Here is a 16654-nt window from a genome sequence, read left to right on the forward strand (position 1 = left end):
GAAACGTGTGAAGAAGGGCAGTCGACTCCGCTTAACCCCGCTAAGAAAATCATCCAAGACCAGGATGATTCTCTTAGCGACGTTAATGCTCGACGACTAACCGCCCTTTTTCACACTCTTCTATGCCATCCACCCACCGACGTCAACGAAGCTAACCTTCCCGGCCGGCGTTACCGTAACCTGATAGACAATCCCTTGAATATCAAAGTTAGCGCGGGCCTTAAAGGTCAGATTCGTGTCATCAGTTGGGGTCAACGTGGCGACCTCTTTGACCGCACCAGTGGCGGTCCGGGTCGTCCGCGTGGTCACACGCCCATCTTTAAAATTGTAAATGATGGTCTGACTGTTCTGCTTTAACAAAACGACGCGTTGGACGACACCATCCTTGACGGCAACCCCCACCTTAACGTGACCCTTCTTATCAATGGTCGTGGTGGTCGTGCTGGTTCCTGTCAGATCGCGCGTTAATTCACGGTTAATCAGGTCGGGATAGGTGCCCTTGTTGAGTGTCTTTGCTGGTAACCAGCCAACCGCCTTACCCGCTGCCGTTTCCAGGTACAGGTATTGCTTCTTGCTGGTCGTGGTCAACGACTGAATCGCATACAACGTCCGGTAACCATAGGTGCTCCCATAATGTAACGCCACCGTGGTTCCTAGCGTCTTAGCCGGCATACTCCAGAAGTCATGCGTCGTCGTTGGGGTCCAGTAGGCCGTCTTCTGAAGAGACTTGAGCTGCGTGATCTTCTCGTGCGCCTTCAGTTTGTTCAAGGCAACATAGCCCCCAACTAATTTAGTAGAGGCTGGCTTCGACCCAATCACAATCGTCCCGTGAGACAACGGCTTAGCACTCACCAGAGCTAACCGCACGTAGCGTTTCCCCTTGACCGCCACAACCTTGGTGGCCGTCCACCGCTTCGTCGTACTCTTGGCCTGGCCTAAGGCGTGCTGGCCCGAAGCCGCGGCCTTAGGTGTCCGGTAAACCGGTGTCCCCTTGGCCTTAAACGTTAAGATTCGTTGCACGGGATACGTGGGTAACTTGACCCGACTCGCGGCCTGAGCTACCGTGACGCTGGTTCCCACGGTCAGCCCTAGGACGGCGGCGACCGTTAACTTTAACCATCTCTGCATAGTCTCCTCCTCCGAAACGCAAACGACTGTTTCCAATTCTGACGATAGCCTAGAGGTTCTGACCCTTTTCCCAAGCCGTCTTCGATAGGTTCAAGCCATGCTTGACCAGTTCATCAAACAACGCGTGGGTCCGCTTGGAAATCTCGCCGGCCGTCTCCGCATTGCTCTGGGTCAAGAATGCCGTGACATCGCCACCAACCGCGGCATCAGTCGCTGCGACCCGTGAACGGGCGTATGACTGACAGCCTTCACGAAAGGCATTGACACTCTCCACGTAGTCGTGGAAGTGTGGTTCGATGATGACGGACAAAGTCTTATTCAACCAGTAAACGTTGTCGACATCGACCGAAGTCGTCGTGTTCTGATAATCCACTGGGGTGTCATTGATGTTGGTAAAGAATGGCACGTAAGGGGCATAGGCAAAGAAGCCCATGGCAATCCATTGAATTGCCGCGTGATCGGCATCGACGTCATTTCTAATCTGTAAAATTGAGGAACATTGATTCCGATCCATGGCGATTGGCCGGTACTTCCGTTGATCGTTAGCGGAACCAGAGGCATAGGTGCCAAATGGATCGTATGGCGTGCCGTTATAGTGAGAAGACAGGAAGAATTGTACATCTTCGATGGCAATCTTCTTCGCTGGTTTCCGGGTAAACGGCATGTCTTGATCGGTAGGTTCTTGGTCGGTAATCTCTGGATTGAAGAGCGTTTGCCCGTACCAAGTCCGTGGCGTGTTGTAGTACGCGTCGTCTTCACCGTGAGTCCCAAAGATTTCGCGGAAGTTAAAGCTTCCGGGCGTTGGGTTCAGGTGGTTCTTTTCGACAAAGTCAACCAGGTCAGTCGCGACCAGGAAGTTATCGGTATCGGTCAGATCGACCTCTTGCATCAACGTCTGGTTAGGTGCGATCGCATAGGTGTCTTCGGGAAGCCGCATAGCTGCCCAATGATGCCCACCGGCCGTTTCCAAATACCAAATTTCGTTGTGGTCGTTGAAGGCGATACTGTTACTTTCACCGGTCCCATACTTTTCCAGTAAGGCCCCCAAACGTTGGGCCCCTTCCTTGGCCGTCTTGATATACGGCAGAACCAGGGTAACCATTGCTTCTTCATTGATCCCATCATTTACTAGGGGATCGTAGCCCAAGACCCGGGCATTCGTCGCCGTCGTTTCGGTCGCACTCATCCCGACATTTAATTCGTTAATACCGGCTTCTTCGTACTGGCCATCGCTTTGATCAGCTTGCGGAGTTCCCGTATACCGATAGGCATGGTCGGGTAAGGGTACCGTCACGCCGGTTACAGCCGACGTAAACGTTGCCTGCGTCTGATCTGTGGCTGGATGCACCACAAATTTGATTGGGTTGACTGGCCCATACCCATCCTCATTACGCGCAACAATCGTGGAGCCATCCATACTGGCGGCTTTCCCCACTAAAATCTCGGTACAATCGGAACTCTTTTTCTTCACAGTGCTCCGCCTCCTTTGTGTTAAGTATAGGATTATCAGGTGCTAAGAGCCAGCGTAATTTGTAAAATAGTTACAAAGGTTGCCAGTGTCGATCGTGATAGGCCTGAACTCTTAGCAGCTAGCTTTAGAATGATCGTTGACCTAACAGCACTTGAACCAGCCTCTCGACTTATCTATACTGAATCTAACTCTAAAGTTAACCCCCATTCAAGGAGGCAAATCCGCATGGCCACTACGCAAATGAAACTCGCGGCCGACCAATTCGACCTCATGGCAGTCGGCAGCAAGACCATTGAAATCCGCCTCCATGATCCCAAGCGCCAATCTATCCAAGTCGGCGATACCATTCGCTTCGTTAATCTCGCCGACGCCAGTCAGGTTCTGGAGAAACGGGTCCGTGGCCATCGGCTATTTCCAACCTTCGCCGCCCTCTATCACGCCTACTCACCGGTTAGCGTGGGTAGCCAGCCGCAGATGGTACAGGCGACTTATACGATTTACACAATTGAACAGGAACGACGTTGGGGAACCATGGCGATTGAAGTTTGATTGGACACAAAGAAGAGAGGGACTGTGGTGATGCCACGGTCCCTCTCTTCTTTGAATTTACATGGTCGAAACGTGTGAAAACAGGCAGCCGACTCCGCTTAAGCCTGATAACCACCTAATCCAAGTGCGGGATTAGCCGGTTATCAACCTTAATGCTCATCGGCTAACCGCCTGTTGTCACACTCTTTTACAAGCGCTGTTCTCTCTGAACAATACTATTATCCAACCGGTGGCGAATTGCCTTGGCGATCTCCGTCACGATGAGGACCACCGCCCCCGCCATGATTGGGATCCCCCAACCATAGTGGAAGTTGACCGACGTCGTGTGGAAGACACTCTGCATGGCTGGCCAGTAAATAATGCCGGCCTGTAGAACCAACAGAATGGCCACAATCACAAAGCTCATCTTGTTTCTAAAGAAGTACTTCGACAGAACTGGGTGATCATTTTGCAAGTTGAAGAGGTAGAAGACCTTCCCGAAGATGATGACATTTAACGTCATGGTACTGCCAATCACTGCTGACAGTCCTTGGGACGTCAGGAGGTCGTAGGCGAACATCCCCAGCCCAGAAATCAGGAGAGAGACGTAGGCTACCTCAAACATATCAAGCTTCGATAAGATTCCGCGGCTGACGTCTCGTGGCCCCCGCTTCATGATCCCACTCTCGGCAGGTTCGAAGATGAAGGCAAATTGAATCGTCAACGCGGATACCATGTTAATCCACAACAGTTGCGTTGGGAACAAGGGTAGCTCTTGGTCCATCAGGATACTGAGGACCACGATCAGCCCTTCGGCAAAACTGGTTGGCAAGAGGAATCGAATCGTTTTACGAATGTTATCGAAAACGTGGCGCCCCTCACGAACCGCCCCTAAAATCGAAGTGAAGTCATCATCGGCCAGCACCATATCGGCGGAGTCCTTGGCGACGTCGGTTCCCCGAATCCCCATGGCAACCCCAATATCGGCTTGCTTCAAGGCGGGCGCATCGTTGACCCCGTCACCCGTCATGGAAACCACGTGACCACGCTGTTGTTGGGCCTTCACGATCCGCAATTTATCAGCAGGGGTGGTCCGGGCAAACACCGTGTACTGGTCAATCTTAGCGGCCAGTTCGTCGTCACTCAGCTGGGCCAACTCGGGTCCAGTGATGGCCTTGGCCTTCTCGGACAGGTTCAGCTGCTGAGCAATCGCGGCCGCGGTCTCAGGGTCATCCCCCGTGATCATCTTGACCTTGATACCAGCATACCGGAGTTGTTTAACGGCATCGGCCACCCCAGGACGTGGGGGATCAATGATCCCAGCCATCCCGGCCAGGTGGAAGTTCTGCCCGATTGGCAGGTCATCCACTTCATCGGCGTCGGCGGCCACAGATTGGTACCCTAAGGCGACGACCCGCTTTCCTTGTTGTGTCAGCTGAGAAATCCGGGCTTGCCAGGCATCTTGATCGACGGTCTGGCCCTGTTCGGTCATCAACCGCATCAAGGTTTGCGGTGCCCCCTTAACCAACAATACCCGTTGGTCACGGTGATCCACCAGTCGTGCGGAATAGCGGATAGCGGAGTCAAATGGTAACGAGTCAATCTCCTGCGGTGCGGGGTCGTTGCCGATTAGCTTATGATACAGCGCGGTCAAGGCCCCATCGGTTGGTTCCCCGGTCAAGACCCACTGCCCATCTTCCTCGTGGAACTGGGCATCGGAGGTCTGACCGGCGATCTGAACTAACCACTCGAGGTCGGTATCATCGCGCCAAGCCACGGTCTGACCCTCGTCATTTTCAACCTGACCAGCCGCATCATACCCAACGCCGGAAACGGTATAGGTGTCGGCGGCGGTCAGGACATCCGTCACGGTCATTTCATTTTTCGTCAACGTCCCGGTCTTATCGGTGTTAACGATATCGACGGCCCCCAGTGTTTCCACTGCGGGTAACGTCTTCACGATCACATTTTGCTTAGTCATCGCTTGGGTCCCCATGGCCAAGACCACCGACGTACTAGCCGGTAACCCTTCAGGCATCGAACCCACAACCATCGTAATTACGGCAATCAACAGTGTTGGTAGGCTGTAAACGTGGGTAATCATTCCCAGGATAAAGAGCAGAACTGCCGCGACCAAGATGGCAATCGACAGACCAAGTCCCAGCCCATTGAGGTTCTTCATCAGTGGCGTTCGTTGTTGCTTAACTTCGGCCACGTTCTGTTGGATGTGACCAATCTCAGTGTTGGCACCGGTCACCGTCACAATTCCTCGACCGGACCCACTGGTCACCGCCGTCGAAGCAAAGGCTTGATTCGACCGTTCGGCCAGCGCTAAATTAGCACTGGGTAAGGGATCCTCACCCTTTTCGACCGAGTCAGTTTCCCCAGTCAAGGCGGATTCCTGAATCTTCAGGTTATCCGCATCAATTAGCCGCAGGTCGGCGGGGACGGTATCCCCCGCTTCCAGCTGAACGACGTCCCCCTTCACCAATTCACGGGAAGGTAAGGTGATCTTCTGGCCATCACGGAAGACGACGGCCTCGGAGACCAGCAGGGCCTTAATTTTATCGAGGGCATTATCCGCCGACTTTTCTTGGAAATAACCGATAAAGGCGTTCGCGATAATCACCAGTCCGATAACGATTGAGTCGGAGTAGTGGTGCATGAAGAAGGTGAGTAAGGCGGCACCCGCCAGGATATAGATGATACTGTTGTTGAACTGCTTTAAGAAACGTAAGAGGTTCGATTGTTTCTTAGCGGTCAGTTCGTTAGGCCCATCCGCACGCAGTCTTTGCTGCGCCTCGTCGGTCGTGAGCCCGGCATCCCTATCGGTAGCGAATTCGGTTAACAGCTCTGACGTTGTCTTTTGCCAAAGCGACTCCTGACTGGGTCCAGGGTCGGTGGTTTCAGTTTCGGTAGTTGTGGAGACAGTTGCTTCTGTTTCTTGTGCCATGTAATGGGGTCATCCTTTCTGAGATGAAATAAATTTAGCGGTCAGGTATTGGGAGAGCAATCAAACGGTCGTGCAAGACGTCCACCTCCAGTTATCATGTTAAGTTAATTAATTCTACCAAGGTTTTTAAATAATTGCACCCAATTAGCGGGTAATGCAACCTAAATTTAACATATAGTCATAATCAATAGGGGTGCTAACCAAATGAATAACTTTCCCTTTCAGTCCGCTTCCCCTAAGATGGAACTAACTCTAAAGAATAGGACTGATTGCGATGCAAGCATGGACGATTATGGGATACGGTCCCCACGACCTCGACGATGTCCGGCAATTAGAAATTGCCACCCCCACCCCGGGAACGGGTGAACTACTCATCAAGGTCGCCGCAGTAGGCCTGAATCCGGCTGACTACAAGGTCATTGAAAACGGCACCTGGAATGACCCACACGTCATTGGCATGGATGCCGCGGGCATTGTAGCGGGACTGGGTACCGGTGTCACCGACTTTGCCGTGGGGGACCGGGTCTTCTATCATGGCGATCTACGCCGAGCTGGCAGCCTCGCTACCTACACGGTTACCACCAGTCAGAGTGTGGCCCACCTGCCAGCCAATGTCAGTCTGGACGCGGCTGCCGCCAGTCTATGTGGCACCCTGACAGCCTACCAGGCGCTGCACCGTAAGACTAACTTGACCACTGCCCAAAGTGTGCTGATTCATGCTGGGGGCGGTGCTGTCGGACTGGCCGCCTTACAATTTGCCCACCAGCTTGGCCTACAAACCATCACGACAACCTCTGCTCGTAAACGGGCCTTGGTCGAACGCGTTGGCGCAGATGTCATCATTGACTATCACCAAACCAATGTCACGCAGGCCGTGCTCGACGCCACCAATGGCCGTGGTGTCGACGTCAGTCTCAATACCCTCGGCGGTGAGGCCTTAGCAGCAGACACCGCTAGAATGGCCTACAACGGCCAAATTATCGCCATTGGCGACGGCATGCCTGCCCACTTTGACTTCGATACTCGGGCCCTGAGTCTAAATCGCGCCGGACTGGGAGGCGTCTATCGTTCCGCGGATCCCGTAGGCATCCACGATCTGGCTGTCATGGCGACTACGGTTGGCGAACAGCTAGCCAGTAGCACGTTAGATCCGGTGATTGGCGCCACACTATCCTTTAACCAGGCCGTCATTGGGTTAAAGCACCTGAAACATGACGAAAATCTGGGGAAACTGGTGGTTCAGGTGGATAGTTCGCTTAAGTAACTAGAAACGCTAAAAAGGCCGCCTGCGGCTATGATTGTTTTTATCCATTATCGTTAGTTTTCAATAACGAGCGTTGGTCACTTCTGCTCAAATGCCTCGATCACTTGCCAAACTCATGCTACTTCCAAAAGCTTTGAGCCTCATTGAAGTAAACTGATTCTTAATGATTAAACACTTCTTCAAAATGGAGGACTAGCATGGCTCAGCTGATTGCACACCTCATGGTTCCGACCGAACAAGGTATTTTACTACTACGACGCACAGCCTTTGAACGCGGCAAGCCCAATGTTTTCCCGCACTACTGAGATTTTCCAGATGGCTTAGTTCAGCCACACGAATTTCCCCGGGACGCCGCAATCCGCGAATATTACGAAGAAACTGGTCTGACCGGGACAATTCGGCGGATCATGGCGGAAGATTTCCATCTTGATTTACACCAGAGAATGGTCTTTACCCGGCTAGGCTACTTAGCCGAAGCGGTCAATCTTAGTCATGATCAACGACTTCACTTGAACTTAGCAGAACACGATCGCTTACGTTTTGTCACTACCCGGTCCGACCTTGGGACCCCCGCATCACTGGTGCCCTACGTTGTCGCCGCGCTTAATGAAATTTGGCGCAACTAAAAACCGCACCAGCTAAATGGACCTTAGTCCACCTAGCTGGTGCGGTTTTCTTCCGGTGCGGGTCTCATGCCCGAACCTGGAAGTTGGTTTGCGGTTTGCCCGTGACCACGGGATGGTGCTCAAAATAATCTAAGATGAGGGCCACCATGTCCACGTTAATTTCACGAACAATCTTGCTAGCGGCAAACATCGGATAGTCGCCGCCCCCGTTGCCGCGATACTGGTTCACCGCGATCAGGAGTTCCTGATCGGGCTGAACGGGTTGCCCCTGATAACTCAGGGCCACCACGCGTTGCCCGATTGGTTGCTGAAGATCGAAGGTGTAGTCAATCCCACTATACACATCATAATTGTAGAGCTGTCGCTTCGGATAAATGAAAGCTGGATTGACTTTGACCGTCGCCCCCTCACAGGTAAAGAAACTGGCACTGCGTTCCAACGCCGCCTTGAGCGCTGATCCCGTCAGACGCTCGACAACCAAGGTGTTGGGATAGCCATAGCTATTTAACAGTTGACGCATGGTGACGTGGGTCCCTAAACCCCGCACGTCATCGTTAAACAGGCTGGTCAAGGCGATATCCGTCTGCCCCGCATCCATGGCGACCTCATTGACAAATTGGAGGTACGGATGCCCATGGAGGCGTGCATCAAAGGAATCGGTCACGGCCAGACTGGCCCCAGTAACTTCACCGATCGGCTGGTCCAACCAGGCCTGAACGGCGGCTTCGGTATCCGCCGTTGCCACCTGGAGGGCACGTTTGGGGGTCGCTTGGGCCGTCGACAGCAACTCCGCGCGGTGGGTAACCACCTGATGGTGCGCGTCAAGTTCCAAATCGATTAGGCCCACGGCGACGCCCTTTTCGCCGGGTTGGGTGACCGGCACGTTGTGATAAACACCCGCGATCTCGCGGTGTTGGTGCCCCGTGATCAGGGCATCAATTCCCGGCACCGCCGTCATGAGTTGATAACCCTCATTTTCCCCAGTCAGTCGCTCCGTCGGTTCCCCCGTCTGTGGATCGGCTTCGAGGCCCCCGTGATAAGCCACGATGACCACGTCAGCCAACTCTCGCAAGCGGGGTACCCAATGCTGAGCAGTCGTCAGTGCCGACGCAAACGTCAGACCCTGGATGTGCGCCGCCGTTTCCCACATGGGAATATAGGCGGTAGTCAGCCCTAAGATGGCAATCTTCACCCCGCCCCGTTCCAGAATGGTATACGGCGCATCAACGATTCCCGCTCGTTGACCGCCCTGAATATTCGCGCCGAGCAACGGGTACTGGCGCGCGGCCTCACAGGACCGTAAGTAGGGCAACCCATAGTTAAACTCGTGGTTGCCTAGCACGCCAGCATCATATGCCATGGCTGAACTTAATTGCGTAAAGAGATCGCGTGGGGCGTCAGCGTGCTTCGCAATGTACGTCGCAAACGGCGACCCTTGAATCCAATCCCCATTTTCAATCGTGATAACGATATCATCTGGTCCAGCGGTTTGGCGCACCGTATCAATAACCGTAGTGGCCTTCAAAAAGCCGAAAGCTCGCTGATCATCAGGTGTGCTGTATCCCGTGGGATACACGTAGCCGTGAACATCACTGGTCGATAAAATCTTGAGGTGCGTCATTAGATCAGCCTCTTTCTCAGCTGTTCTGATAAGGTATCGATCAGAAGCACCATGACCACGATCCCTAACAGAATAATCCCGACTCGTGACCAGGCCCGCGTCTGAATGGCAAAGATCATTGGTGTCCCAATACCACCGGCACCCACCATCCCCAGGATGGAGGCAGACCGCACGGCAATTTCAAAGCGATAAAGCGTATAAGAAATGAATTCTGGCATGATCGTGGGAATCGTCGCCAACATGAACACCTGTGGGCTATTGCCCCCGGCACTCACGATGGCTTCTTCGGCCCCGCGATCCATATTTTCGATAGCTTCACTGAACAATTTACCCAACATCCCAATGGAATGAATGCTGACGGCTAAAACCCCGGCATAGGAACCTGGGCCCACGGCCTTAATGAACATGATAGCCAAGACGATTTCTGGAAAAGTCCGAATCAACGTCAGGACAATCTTCCCACTGCCGGAACGTAGGTGGCCCCACTCGTGTTCACCCCGAGCGGCCCAGAAAGCGAAGGGCACACTGATGATGGCCGACACGAAGGTCCCCAGTAGCGCAATAGCCAGCGTCTGAATGATCAGCGACACTAAATCTTCCCCACTACCGTTGTAAACGTAGGCCCAGTCCGGGTTCACTAGCCCGTGGACGATGGACTTGGAGACGGACCCGGCGGATTCCTGTAGTCCGGTGAAATGTAGCCCCGTAATAGCCCAGGTATAGACCCCGGCAACCAGAATCAGCCAGATGAGCCAACTCCAACGTCGCCAAGGGTTCAAGTGGACGGGCTTCTCTGGTTTATTTGCCATTGTCGTTTGCATATTCATCTTAGAGTAAGACCCTCCTTAAATGATTGCTGACCCCGTCGATCACCATGACCACTACCAGTGTGGCCAGAATAATCACGGCCGTTTTGTTATAGTCAAATTCACTCAGTGACCGTTGCAAGAAGACCCCGATCCCCCCGGCACCCAAGTACCCCAGGACGGTCGACGCCCGGACGTTAATTTCCAACGTATAGAGAAAGTAACTCACGAATTGATTCATAATTTGTGGGAGCACGGCGTACCAAATAATGGTAACCTTGCTGGCCCCAACGGATTCCATGGCTTCCAGTGGTCCCATATCAATGGTTTCGATGACTTCGTAGAAGAGCTTGGAGATCATCCCAAAAGAGAAGATAGCCAAGGTGATGACCCCAGCAGTCGACCCAATCCCAAAGATAGCGACGAAGATGGCTGCCAATAACAGGTCGGGTAACGTCCGCACCAAATCCAAGATCAGGCGAATGATACCGCGTAGCCACCGGTTATGGACCAAGTTACTGGCCGCCAAAACCGCAAATGGCACGGCGAAGACGGTCCCGATGGTCGTTCCCAGAATTGCCATCTGAATGGTTTCATAGAGGGGTTGAATGATGATTGGCACGTAGGACCAAGCTGGCTGAGACATCCGAACCAAAAGATTGGTGAACTGGTCAAAGTTGCTAAAGAACATCCCCACGTCGACTCCCGTCATCTTGGAGGATCCCATGAGCAGGGCCACCAAGAGGGCAGTCCAGCCCACGGCCTTCACGTGCCAGCGCTGGCTCCACGAACGTTGCGGAATTTCCGGTGTTGTCATTTTGCCACCTCCTAGGCTGTCTGGTAAATCTTCGTCAGGTCAGCCTCGGTCACGTCGGCGATCGCTTTGTCATAGACCACGGCTCCGGCGCGCAGACCCACAATCCGGTCCGCGTATTGCCGAGCCAAGGCCACCGAGTGCAAGTTCACAATCACGGTGATACCGTCTTCTTGGTTCAAACGCTTCAAGATATCCATCACGGTCTGGGTCGTCAGCGGATCCAGTGAGGCCACTGGTTCATCGGCCAAGATTACCTTAGGATCCTGCATTAACGTTCTAGCAATGGCCACCCGCTGTTGCTGGCCACCCGACAACTCATCGGCTCGCGTGTAGAGCTTCTCGGTTAAATTAACCCGTTCTAAAGCATGGATTGCGCGGTCCTTGTCCGCTGCACTGAAGAGGTTCAAGACGCTCTTCCAGGTGGGGTAGTAACTCACCCGCCCCGACAATACATTCCGTTGAACCGTTGAGCGTTTGATCAGGTTGAAATCCTGAAAAATCATGCCAATCTTTCGGCGCAACAACCGCAATGATTGCCCCTTGTAGTCACTGATCGGTTCGTTCTCAATCGTAATCTCACCGGATGAAATCTCATGCATCCGGTTAATCGTCCGGAGCAAGGTACTCTTCCCGGCCCCTGACAACCCGACGACCACCAGGAATTCTCCGCGGGGAATATCAAAATTAATGTCTTTCAAACCCACGGTTCCGTTGTTATAAATCTTATTTACATTTTTGAAAGAAATGATTGGTTGTTGATCCATTAGTCTGATCCCCCTATAAAAAAGTAGCAGAGGCGCTCGCTATGTGCTGCCCCCCGCTACTTTCTGTCGTTGTCACCTAATTCTCGACCAGTTTACTTGTCGAGCTTCTCTGCTTGTTTGTCGTATTTCCGGATGATATCGAAGTTGCTGTCCTTGGAATCTGCGTAACCTTCGTGAGAGTAGACACTTGAAATGATGTCATGCCCCTTCTTAGTCTTAGCAATTTCCTTAAAGGCCGCCGCAATCTTCTTCTGCCATTTATCAGTCATGTCCCCACGAACCGTAATCGTATCGTTAGGAATCTTGCCCGTCGTGTAGATTGGGACAACGTCCTTCATGATGTTCTTTTGGTCCTTCATAACTAACTTCCGAGCGCCTTGGAAGACGAAGGCAGCGTCCGTGTTCTTGTTGTAAACGGACAAGACGCCTTGGTCATGACCTTTTACTTGAACCGTCTTGATGCCGTCCTTGTTGACGTTAACACCATGTTCTAGCATTTCAACGGCTGGGTAAATCCACCCGGCAGTTGACGTCGTGTCTTGCACGGCAATCTTCTTGCCCTTCAGATCCTTGATAGACTTAATCCCGCTATCCTTGCGAACCAAGATTTGTGACCGGTAGTAACTCACGAGATCCTTCGTGGCCTGGTCGTTAGGTTCCTTAATCCCAAAACGTTGGGCCTGTAAGATGACCTTGTCACCGTACTGTTTGTGCGCCAACACGTATGCATCAGGCGGTAAGAAGCCGACATCCACCTTCTTGGACCCCATGGCCTCAACAATGGTGTTGTAGTCGGTCGAAACACTAACCGTCACTGGAATTCCTAACTGCTTCTTCAGCAAGCCTTCCAGTGGCTTGGCCTTAGCTTCAATCGTTCCCGCGTTAGATGATGGCACGAATTCTACCGTCAACTTCTTGGGGGTAAATCCCTTAGAACTAGAAGAACTGGTTGAACTCGTTGACTTGCCACACCCCACCAAAGTTACTGGTAAGGCAAGTAATGCCGTCACGACTAAGAGCCATTTAACCTTGTTTCTCAGATGCATCAAGCTCACTCCTCAGATATGTAGTTGGTGTTCAATAACCACTCCCAATGATAGCAAGTATCCGAACTTTTGCAACCATTTTTCGGAAAATGCTTCGTCATAAAAATAATTATTAGAAGTGAAACCGCTAATTAACGGCAGGTAAACCGTAAAACCTGAACGATATATAAAATTATTAATAAAAGAACCCCGGTTACGCAACGATTCGTCCCCACCCTCAAATCGCCAAATTTCTTTGATAAACCACTGGTTACCGGCATCTTCCGCACTTTCAACGCTAAAGGAAACTGACGCCCCTCTAAAGAATATCGAGCATGCCAACCGTCCCAGCCAGCTATCCACATTTTCGGGGTGTCCGGGACCTTGAAAGCACGGCATCATTTCCTTTGTCGCTAGGCCGCCTGAGAACCATTAACCGGCTAAATCACCCCTTTTTCATTGGCCGATCGTCAAGGAAGGAGAACCACTCTTAATTTCTCAGAATTCGGGGATTTCCTCTCATTTAGTTTGACTGGTGACCCACCCAACCGATCACCCATCTCCATTTTTTTAGGTTATCAAACGGAAAAAGGCGATGGGGTAAATTTTTCCATCACCCAAGTCATATTCATCTTTCAGTATACTTATTCAAAAACCACTGCCTGTGGCCCTGACTCATGAACCCCCTGAGTGGGAACGATTACCGACCGGTTGTTCCCCGAAATGAGTATGGCATGAATTTGTAATATTACAAATCGCGAGAATCACCCAAAACCCTTGATTTCTTTGTTATTATGAAGTTGTCGTAAACAATTGCTTAACAAACAGACGACAAACTAAAGCTTTTTTGGTAGCAGTGATTAGGGTACCCGGAAAATGCCCCAATCGTAGCTGCCCCAAAATAATCGTTAACCGGCTTGAATCAGACTAAATCCCAGTCTAATTCAAGGTGGTTAATTTTTTTATTTTCATAAACGTACATATTATAAAAGACCAACCGTCGATGGCAATTTCATCGACGATCGGTCTCTTTTTCTGAATTTCAATTTAGACGACCCACCACTGTTCTTCGGTGGGATAGTAGACCCAGCCCAGATGATGGACATCCACACTTAGCTTCGGGTCCGATTGTGTGGGAATCAGGCCCACTTCGGTCACGTTGTAATTATAGGTGGTCACCCTGCCCGCCTTGTCGGAAGATGATTTGGCAATGAACGCCTGAACCGGTGAGGCGTATCCGGCCACAAACAACCGGCCGGCAGTGATTGGCGTCAATAGGCAAAGCCCGGTGGCTACGACACTGACCCCCGTCACCCACCAGGTGGTAGACCGTGGCATTGATTGAACAAATAAGCCGGCCACTTGCCACCCTGTCAGAATCGTTAACAAGGGAATGACCGGCGCAACCTTCGCACTAAACGCTTCCGAAGAAGCTACCGTCAACACCGCTAACCAGCCAGTGCTCACGACGGGCATCCACTGACGGTGATGAATTCCCCGGCCAACCAAATAGACAATCATGGGCCAAGGCAATAGCACCAGGCCCAAAACAATGACGCTCAACACAGTGGGCCAGAATCCCCCACTGTTATTGCTAGAAAACCAGGCCCAGCCCACTGTTCGTAAGACCCAGCAGACGTAAAATCCAATTAAGATTAACCCACGCTTAATTCCTTGACGCATCGCCCCATCCCCTTTAATCCCCAAAACAATTTAGACCCCATTATACGCGTCTGCGAAACTAAAAACCGGTCAACCGACTATCGGTGACCGGTCCCAGTTAATCATCATCCGTTTCAATAGCAACGGCTTTAGCAGTATAGGCATCCACTTGGACCTCATGGGTCTCACGACCATCGCGAACTTTGACTTCCCACTGCGTCTCGCCATGATCCTTTTCCAGCGTCCAGGCAATCGCAGTCCCAGCCCCAACCTTGGCCGTTGCTGCCTTAGAGATAGTGGCCAAGGCTTTCAGACCTGTCGTCTTAATCTCCGCAGCCTTTCTTTCGACGCCGTTAGCCTCGTCAGCATCTAATCTTTCCTTTTTCTGCCGATCTAGCCGTCCCGTTTTAGCCGTCCAGGTTGTCTCAATTTCCACCTGATCGTCTACACCCGTGACCTCATAATAATAAGCTTGACCGCCCCGCTTCAAAGAGATCTCTGTAATCCCCATCTGGGGATACTTCTGCTGAAACTTTCGAATAATAGTCGGCACGGTGACTTTAATGGTCTTTGCAGGTGACACTACCTGCGAACTCGCCGAGGATTGCGACTGACTGGTTGTCCCTTCATCCGCCGGCTTTCTCGCTGTGCACCCGGCCAACAACGTCACACTTAATAAAAGTAGCGCTAGTTTTTTCATGATCGTCCTCCATTTTTTATTCGGGGGTAATCGTTAACGTTTCCGCTTATTGCCATAATTCGATCAAAATCCTTGCTGCCCTGATGTCCTAAAAACTACTTTAAATCATCTTCGTCATACTCGTCGACTGCCTCACCGGTCAGCGTTCCCGCCAGCTGTTGTAGGACCCGGACCAACTCGGCCCGATCGGTATTGGAGTAGCTCGCTAACCGTTCTCGTAACGCTGCCTCCCGTGCGAGCTTAATTTGCATGAGTCCCCGTTGTCCTTGCTGGGTGAGGGCCACCAACCGGACCCGTTGATCGCGGCGATCCACTTCGCGTAGCCAGCCTGCTGCGACGAGCTTGTCCACCTGGCGGCTAATCGAGGAGTGATTGCGGCCAATCTGATCAGCCAACTCGCCAATGCTAATGTCCGCCTGACGCCCGGCACGCACCACGATTGGGAGTGCGGCCGGTTCCAACGGTACGTTGGCCTGCTGAAGCAGGCGACGGTCCTGTTGGGGCTGGTTAAAGAAGGTCACAATTTCAAATAGTGCTTCAAAAATTTCATTATCCATACTTGTGATTATACCAGATAAATGCTAATATGTGTGCACAACGCACCTATTAATTTTTTAAATCTAAGGAGCACTCAGCATGGCTAAAAAAATCGGTCTCATCATCGGATCCACTCGTCCCACCCGAATCAGCCCCAGCATTGCCACCTGGCTACAAACGGCCGTGGCCCAACCCGGCCTGGACGTCGATCTCATTGACCTGGCAGAGATCAATCTGCCGTTACTAGACGAGGTTGAACAACCTTCCACTGGCATTTATCACGAGGAACACACGCAGCGTTGGAGCCAACTCATTCAGGGTTACGACGGCTTCATCCTCCTCTTCCCACAATACAATTGGGGCTACCCCGCACCCTTGAAAAATGCCCTGGACTACCTATACAAAGAATGGCGAGGCAAACCGGTCAGCATGGTTTCTTACGGCGGTCACGGCGGTTTCCAAGCGGCCCTGAGCATGAACTTAGTCCTACGCGGTCTCAAGTTCCAACTGATGGCTACCAACCTCCAGTTGACCTTAAAGAAGGACGAGATTGACGAGAACGGCCAATTCAAAGACCCAGCACGGGCGCTGGCACCCTATGACTACAATGCCCACCAGCTGGGCGCAGAATTCTTACACCGACTCACACAGGATTAACTTCAAGCACACAAAATAGAGGCTGTGACATAAGTCTCCAAAATGAAAGCTGGTTGAGAGGAATCTTCGGATTTCTCCCGACCAGCTTTTTGGTA

The 16654-nt window shown here is 52.0% G+C and carries 14 protein-coding genes and 1 pseudogene; 4 read left to right on the top strand and 11 right to left on the bottom strand.

The features are described 5' to 3' along the window. Positions 1–120 precede the first annotated feature (120 nt). Both EKM70_RS00605 and EKM70_RS00610 read right to left on the bottom strand, forming a co-directional pair. Entirely contained in the window at positions 121–1128 is a 1008-nt protein-coding gene (locus EKM70_RS00605; protein WP_125544282.1) for a hypothetical protein, read from the bottom strand. A 49-nt stretch (positions 1129–1177) separates the two neighbouring features. Continuing rightward, the gene (locus EKM70_RS00610; RefSeq protein WP_125544284.1) at positions 1178–2599 is read right to left on the bottom strand and encodes a C69 family dipeptidase; all 1422 of its coding nucleotides are present in this window, start codon (positions 2597–2599) and stop codon (positions 1178–1180) included. 225 nt (positions 2600–2824) lie between these two features. On the opposite strand from EKM70_RS00610, the gene EKM70_RS00615 reads away from it, so the two are divergent. Beyond that, positions 2825–3148, top strand: coding sequence for an ASCH domain-containing protein (locus EKM70_RS00615; protein WP_225416344.1), 324 nt, complete (start codon positions 2825–2827; stop codon positions 3146–3148). Between the two features lie 187 nt (positions 3149–3335). Here EKM70_RS00615 and EKM70_RS00620 read toward each other — a convergent pair whose 3' ends face one another. Further along, on the bottom strand, positions 3336–6080 hold the full coding sequence (locus EKM70_RS00620; RefSeq protein ID WP_125544286.1) for an HAD-IC family P-type ATPase: 2745 nt from the start codon (positions 6078–6080) through the stop codon (positions 3336–3338). Between the two features lie 274 nt (positions 6081–6354). Between EKM70_RS00620 and EKM70_RS00625 the strand changes: the two genes are divergently transcribed. Further along, a complete protein-coding gene (locus EKM70_RS00625; RefSeq protein ID WP_125544288.1) occupies positions 6355–7344 on the top strand; it encodes a zinc-binding dehydrogenase in 990 nt (329 codons plus the stop codon). Between the two features lie 320 nt (positions 7345–7664). Further along, a pseudogene (locus EKM70_RS00630) lies at positions 7665–7970 on the top strand (NUDIX hydrolase); the annotation flags it as partial. A 64-nt stretch (positions 7971–8034) separates the two neighbouring features. On the opposite strand, the gene EKM70_RS00635 reads toward EKM70_RS00630, so the two are convergent. The 8 genes from EKM70_RS00635 to EKM70_RS00675 form a co-directional block, all read right to left on the bottom strand. After that, positions 8035–9591 carry a bifunctional metallophosphatase/5'-nucleotidase gene (locus EKM70_RS00635; protein ID WP_125544292.1) on the bottom strand — a complete coding sequence of 519 codons (1557 nt, stop codon included), beginning with the start codon at positions 9589–9591 and terminating at the stop codon, positions 8035–8037. Next, positions 9591–10412 carry a phosphonate ABC transporter, permease protein PhnE gene (phnE, locus tag EKM70_RS00640; protein ID WP_225416347.1) on the bottom strand — a complete coding sequence of 274 codons (822 nt, stop codon included), beginning with the start codon at positions 10410–10412 and terminating at the stop codon, positions 9591–9593. Before phnE (EKM70_RS00640) ends, EKM70_RS00635 begins: the two co-directional genes overlap by 1 nt. Before the next feature lie 7 nt (positions 10413–10419). Then, a complete protein-coding gene (phnE, locus tag EKM70_RS00645) occupies positions 10420–11214 on the bottom strand; it encodes a phosphonate ABC transporter, permease protein PhnE (RefSeq protein WP_125544296.1) in 795 nt (264 codons plus the stop codon). 11 nt (positions 11215–11225) lie between these two features. After that, positions 11226–11978 carry a phosphonate ABC transporter ATP-binding protein gene (gene phnC, locus EKM70_RS00650; RefSeq protein WP_125544298.1) on the bottom strand — a complete coding sequence of 251 codons (753 nt, stop codon included), beginning with the start codon at positions 11976–11978 and terminating at the stop codon, positions 11226–11228. Between the two features lie 92 nt (positions 11979–12070). Beyond that, positions 12071–13024, bottom strand: a complete 954-nt coding sequence (locus tag EKM70_RS00655; protein ID WP_125544300.1) for a phosphate/phosphite/phosphonate ABC transporter substrate-binding protein — start codon at positions 13022–13024, stop codon at positions 12071–12073. A 1026-nt stretch (positions 13025–14050) separates the two neighbouring features. Beyond that, a complete protein-coding gene (locus tag EKM70_RS00665; RefSeq protein ID WP_125544304.1) occupies positions 14051–14686 on the bottom strand; it encodes a hypothetical protein in 636 nt (211 codons plus the stop codon). A 97-nt stretch (positions 14687–14783) separates the two neighbouring features. Beyond that, on the bottom strand, positions 14784–15365 hold the full coding sequence (locus EKM70_RS00670) for a PepSY domain-containing protein (RefSeq protein ID WP_125544306.1): 582 nt from the start codon (positions 15363–15365) through the stop codon (positions 14784–14786). A gap of 95 nt (positions 15366–15460) precedes the next feature. Continuing rightward, positions 15461–15922, bottom strand: coding sequence for a MarR family winged helix-turn-helix transcriptional regulator (locus EKM70_RS00675; RefSeq protein ID WP_125544308.1), 462 nt, complete (start codon positions 15920–15922; stop codon positions 15461–15463). Between the two features lie 79 nt (positions 15923–16001). Here EKM70_RS00675 and EKM70_RS00680 point away from each other — a divergent pair, with 79 nt between their 5' ends. Then, complete coding sequence (locus tag EKM70_RS00680; protein WP_125544310.1) at positions 16002–16559, top strand: NADPH-dependent FMN reductase; 558 nt, start codon at positions 16002–16004, stop codon at positions 16557–16559. The last annotated feature ends 95 nt before the right edge of the window (positions 16560–16654 follow it).

The sequence above is a fragment of the Levilactobacillus lindianensis genome, assembly GCF_003946095.1.
GTDB lineage: Bacteria > Bacillota > Bacilli > Lactobacillales > Lactobacillaceae > Levilactobacillus > Levilactobacillus lindianensis.

Excerpts from the sequence above, each read along its gene's own strand:
- EKM70_RS00605 (WP_125544282.1), bottom strand. The coding sequence starts at position 1,128 with ATGCAGAGATGGTTAAAGTTAACGGTCGCCGCCGTCCTAGGGCTGACC.
- EKM70_RS00615 (WP_225416344.1), top strand. The coding sequence starts at position 2,825 with ATGGCCACTACGCAAATGAAACTCGCGGCCGACCAATTCGACCTCATG.
- EKM70_RS00620 (WP_125544286.1), bottom strand. The coding sequence starts at position 6,080 with ATGGCACAAGAAACAGAAGCAACTGTCTCCACAACTACCGAAACTGAA.
- EKM70_RS00625 (WP_125544288.1), top strand. The coding sequence starts at position 6,355 with ATGCAAGCATGGACGATTATGGGATACGGTCCCCACGACCTCGACGAT.
- EKM70_RS00635 (WP_125544292.1), bottom strand. The coding sequence starts at position 9,591 with ATGACGCACCTCAAGATTTTATCGACCAGTGATGTTCACGGCTACGTG.
- phnE (WP_225416347.1), bottom strand. The coding sequence starts at position 10,412 with ATGCAAACGACAATGGCAAATAAACCAGAGAAGCCCGTCCACTTGAAC.
- phnE (WP_125544296.1), bottom strand. The coding sequence starts at position 11,214 with ATGACAACACCGGAAATTCCGCAACGTTCGTGGAGCCAGCGCTGGCAC.
- phnC (WP_125544298.1), bottom strand. The coding sequence starts at position 11,978 with ATGGATCAACAACCAATCATTTCTTTCAAAAATGTAAATAAGATTTAT.
- EKM70_RS00655 (WP_125544300.1), bottom strand. The coding sequence starts at position 13,024 with ATGCATCTGAGAAACAAGGTTAAATGGCTCTTAGTCGTGACGGCATTA.
- EKM70_RS00665 (WP_125544304.1), bottom strand. The coding sequence starts at position 14,686 with ATGCGTCAAGGAATTAAGCGTGGGTTAATCTTAATTGGATTTTACGTC.
- EKM70_RS00670 (WP_125544306.1), bottom strand. The coding sequence starts at position 15,365 with ATGAAAAAACTAGCGCTACTTTTATTAAGTGTGACGTTGTTGGCCGGG.
- EKM70_RS00675 (WP_125544308.1), bottom strand. The coding sequence starts at position 15,922 with ATGGATAATGAAATTTTTGAAGCACTATTTGAAATTGTGACCTTCTTT.
- EKM70_RS00680 (WP_125544310.1), top strand. The coding sequence starts at position 16,002 with ATGGCTAAAAAAATCGGTCTCATCATCGGATCCACTCGTCCCACCCGA.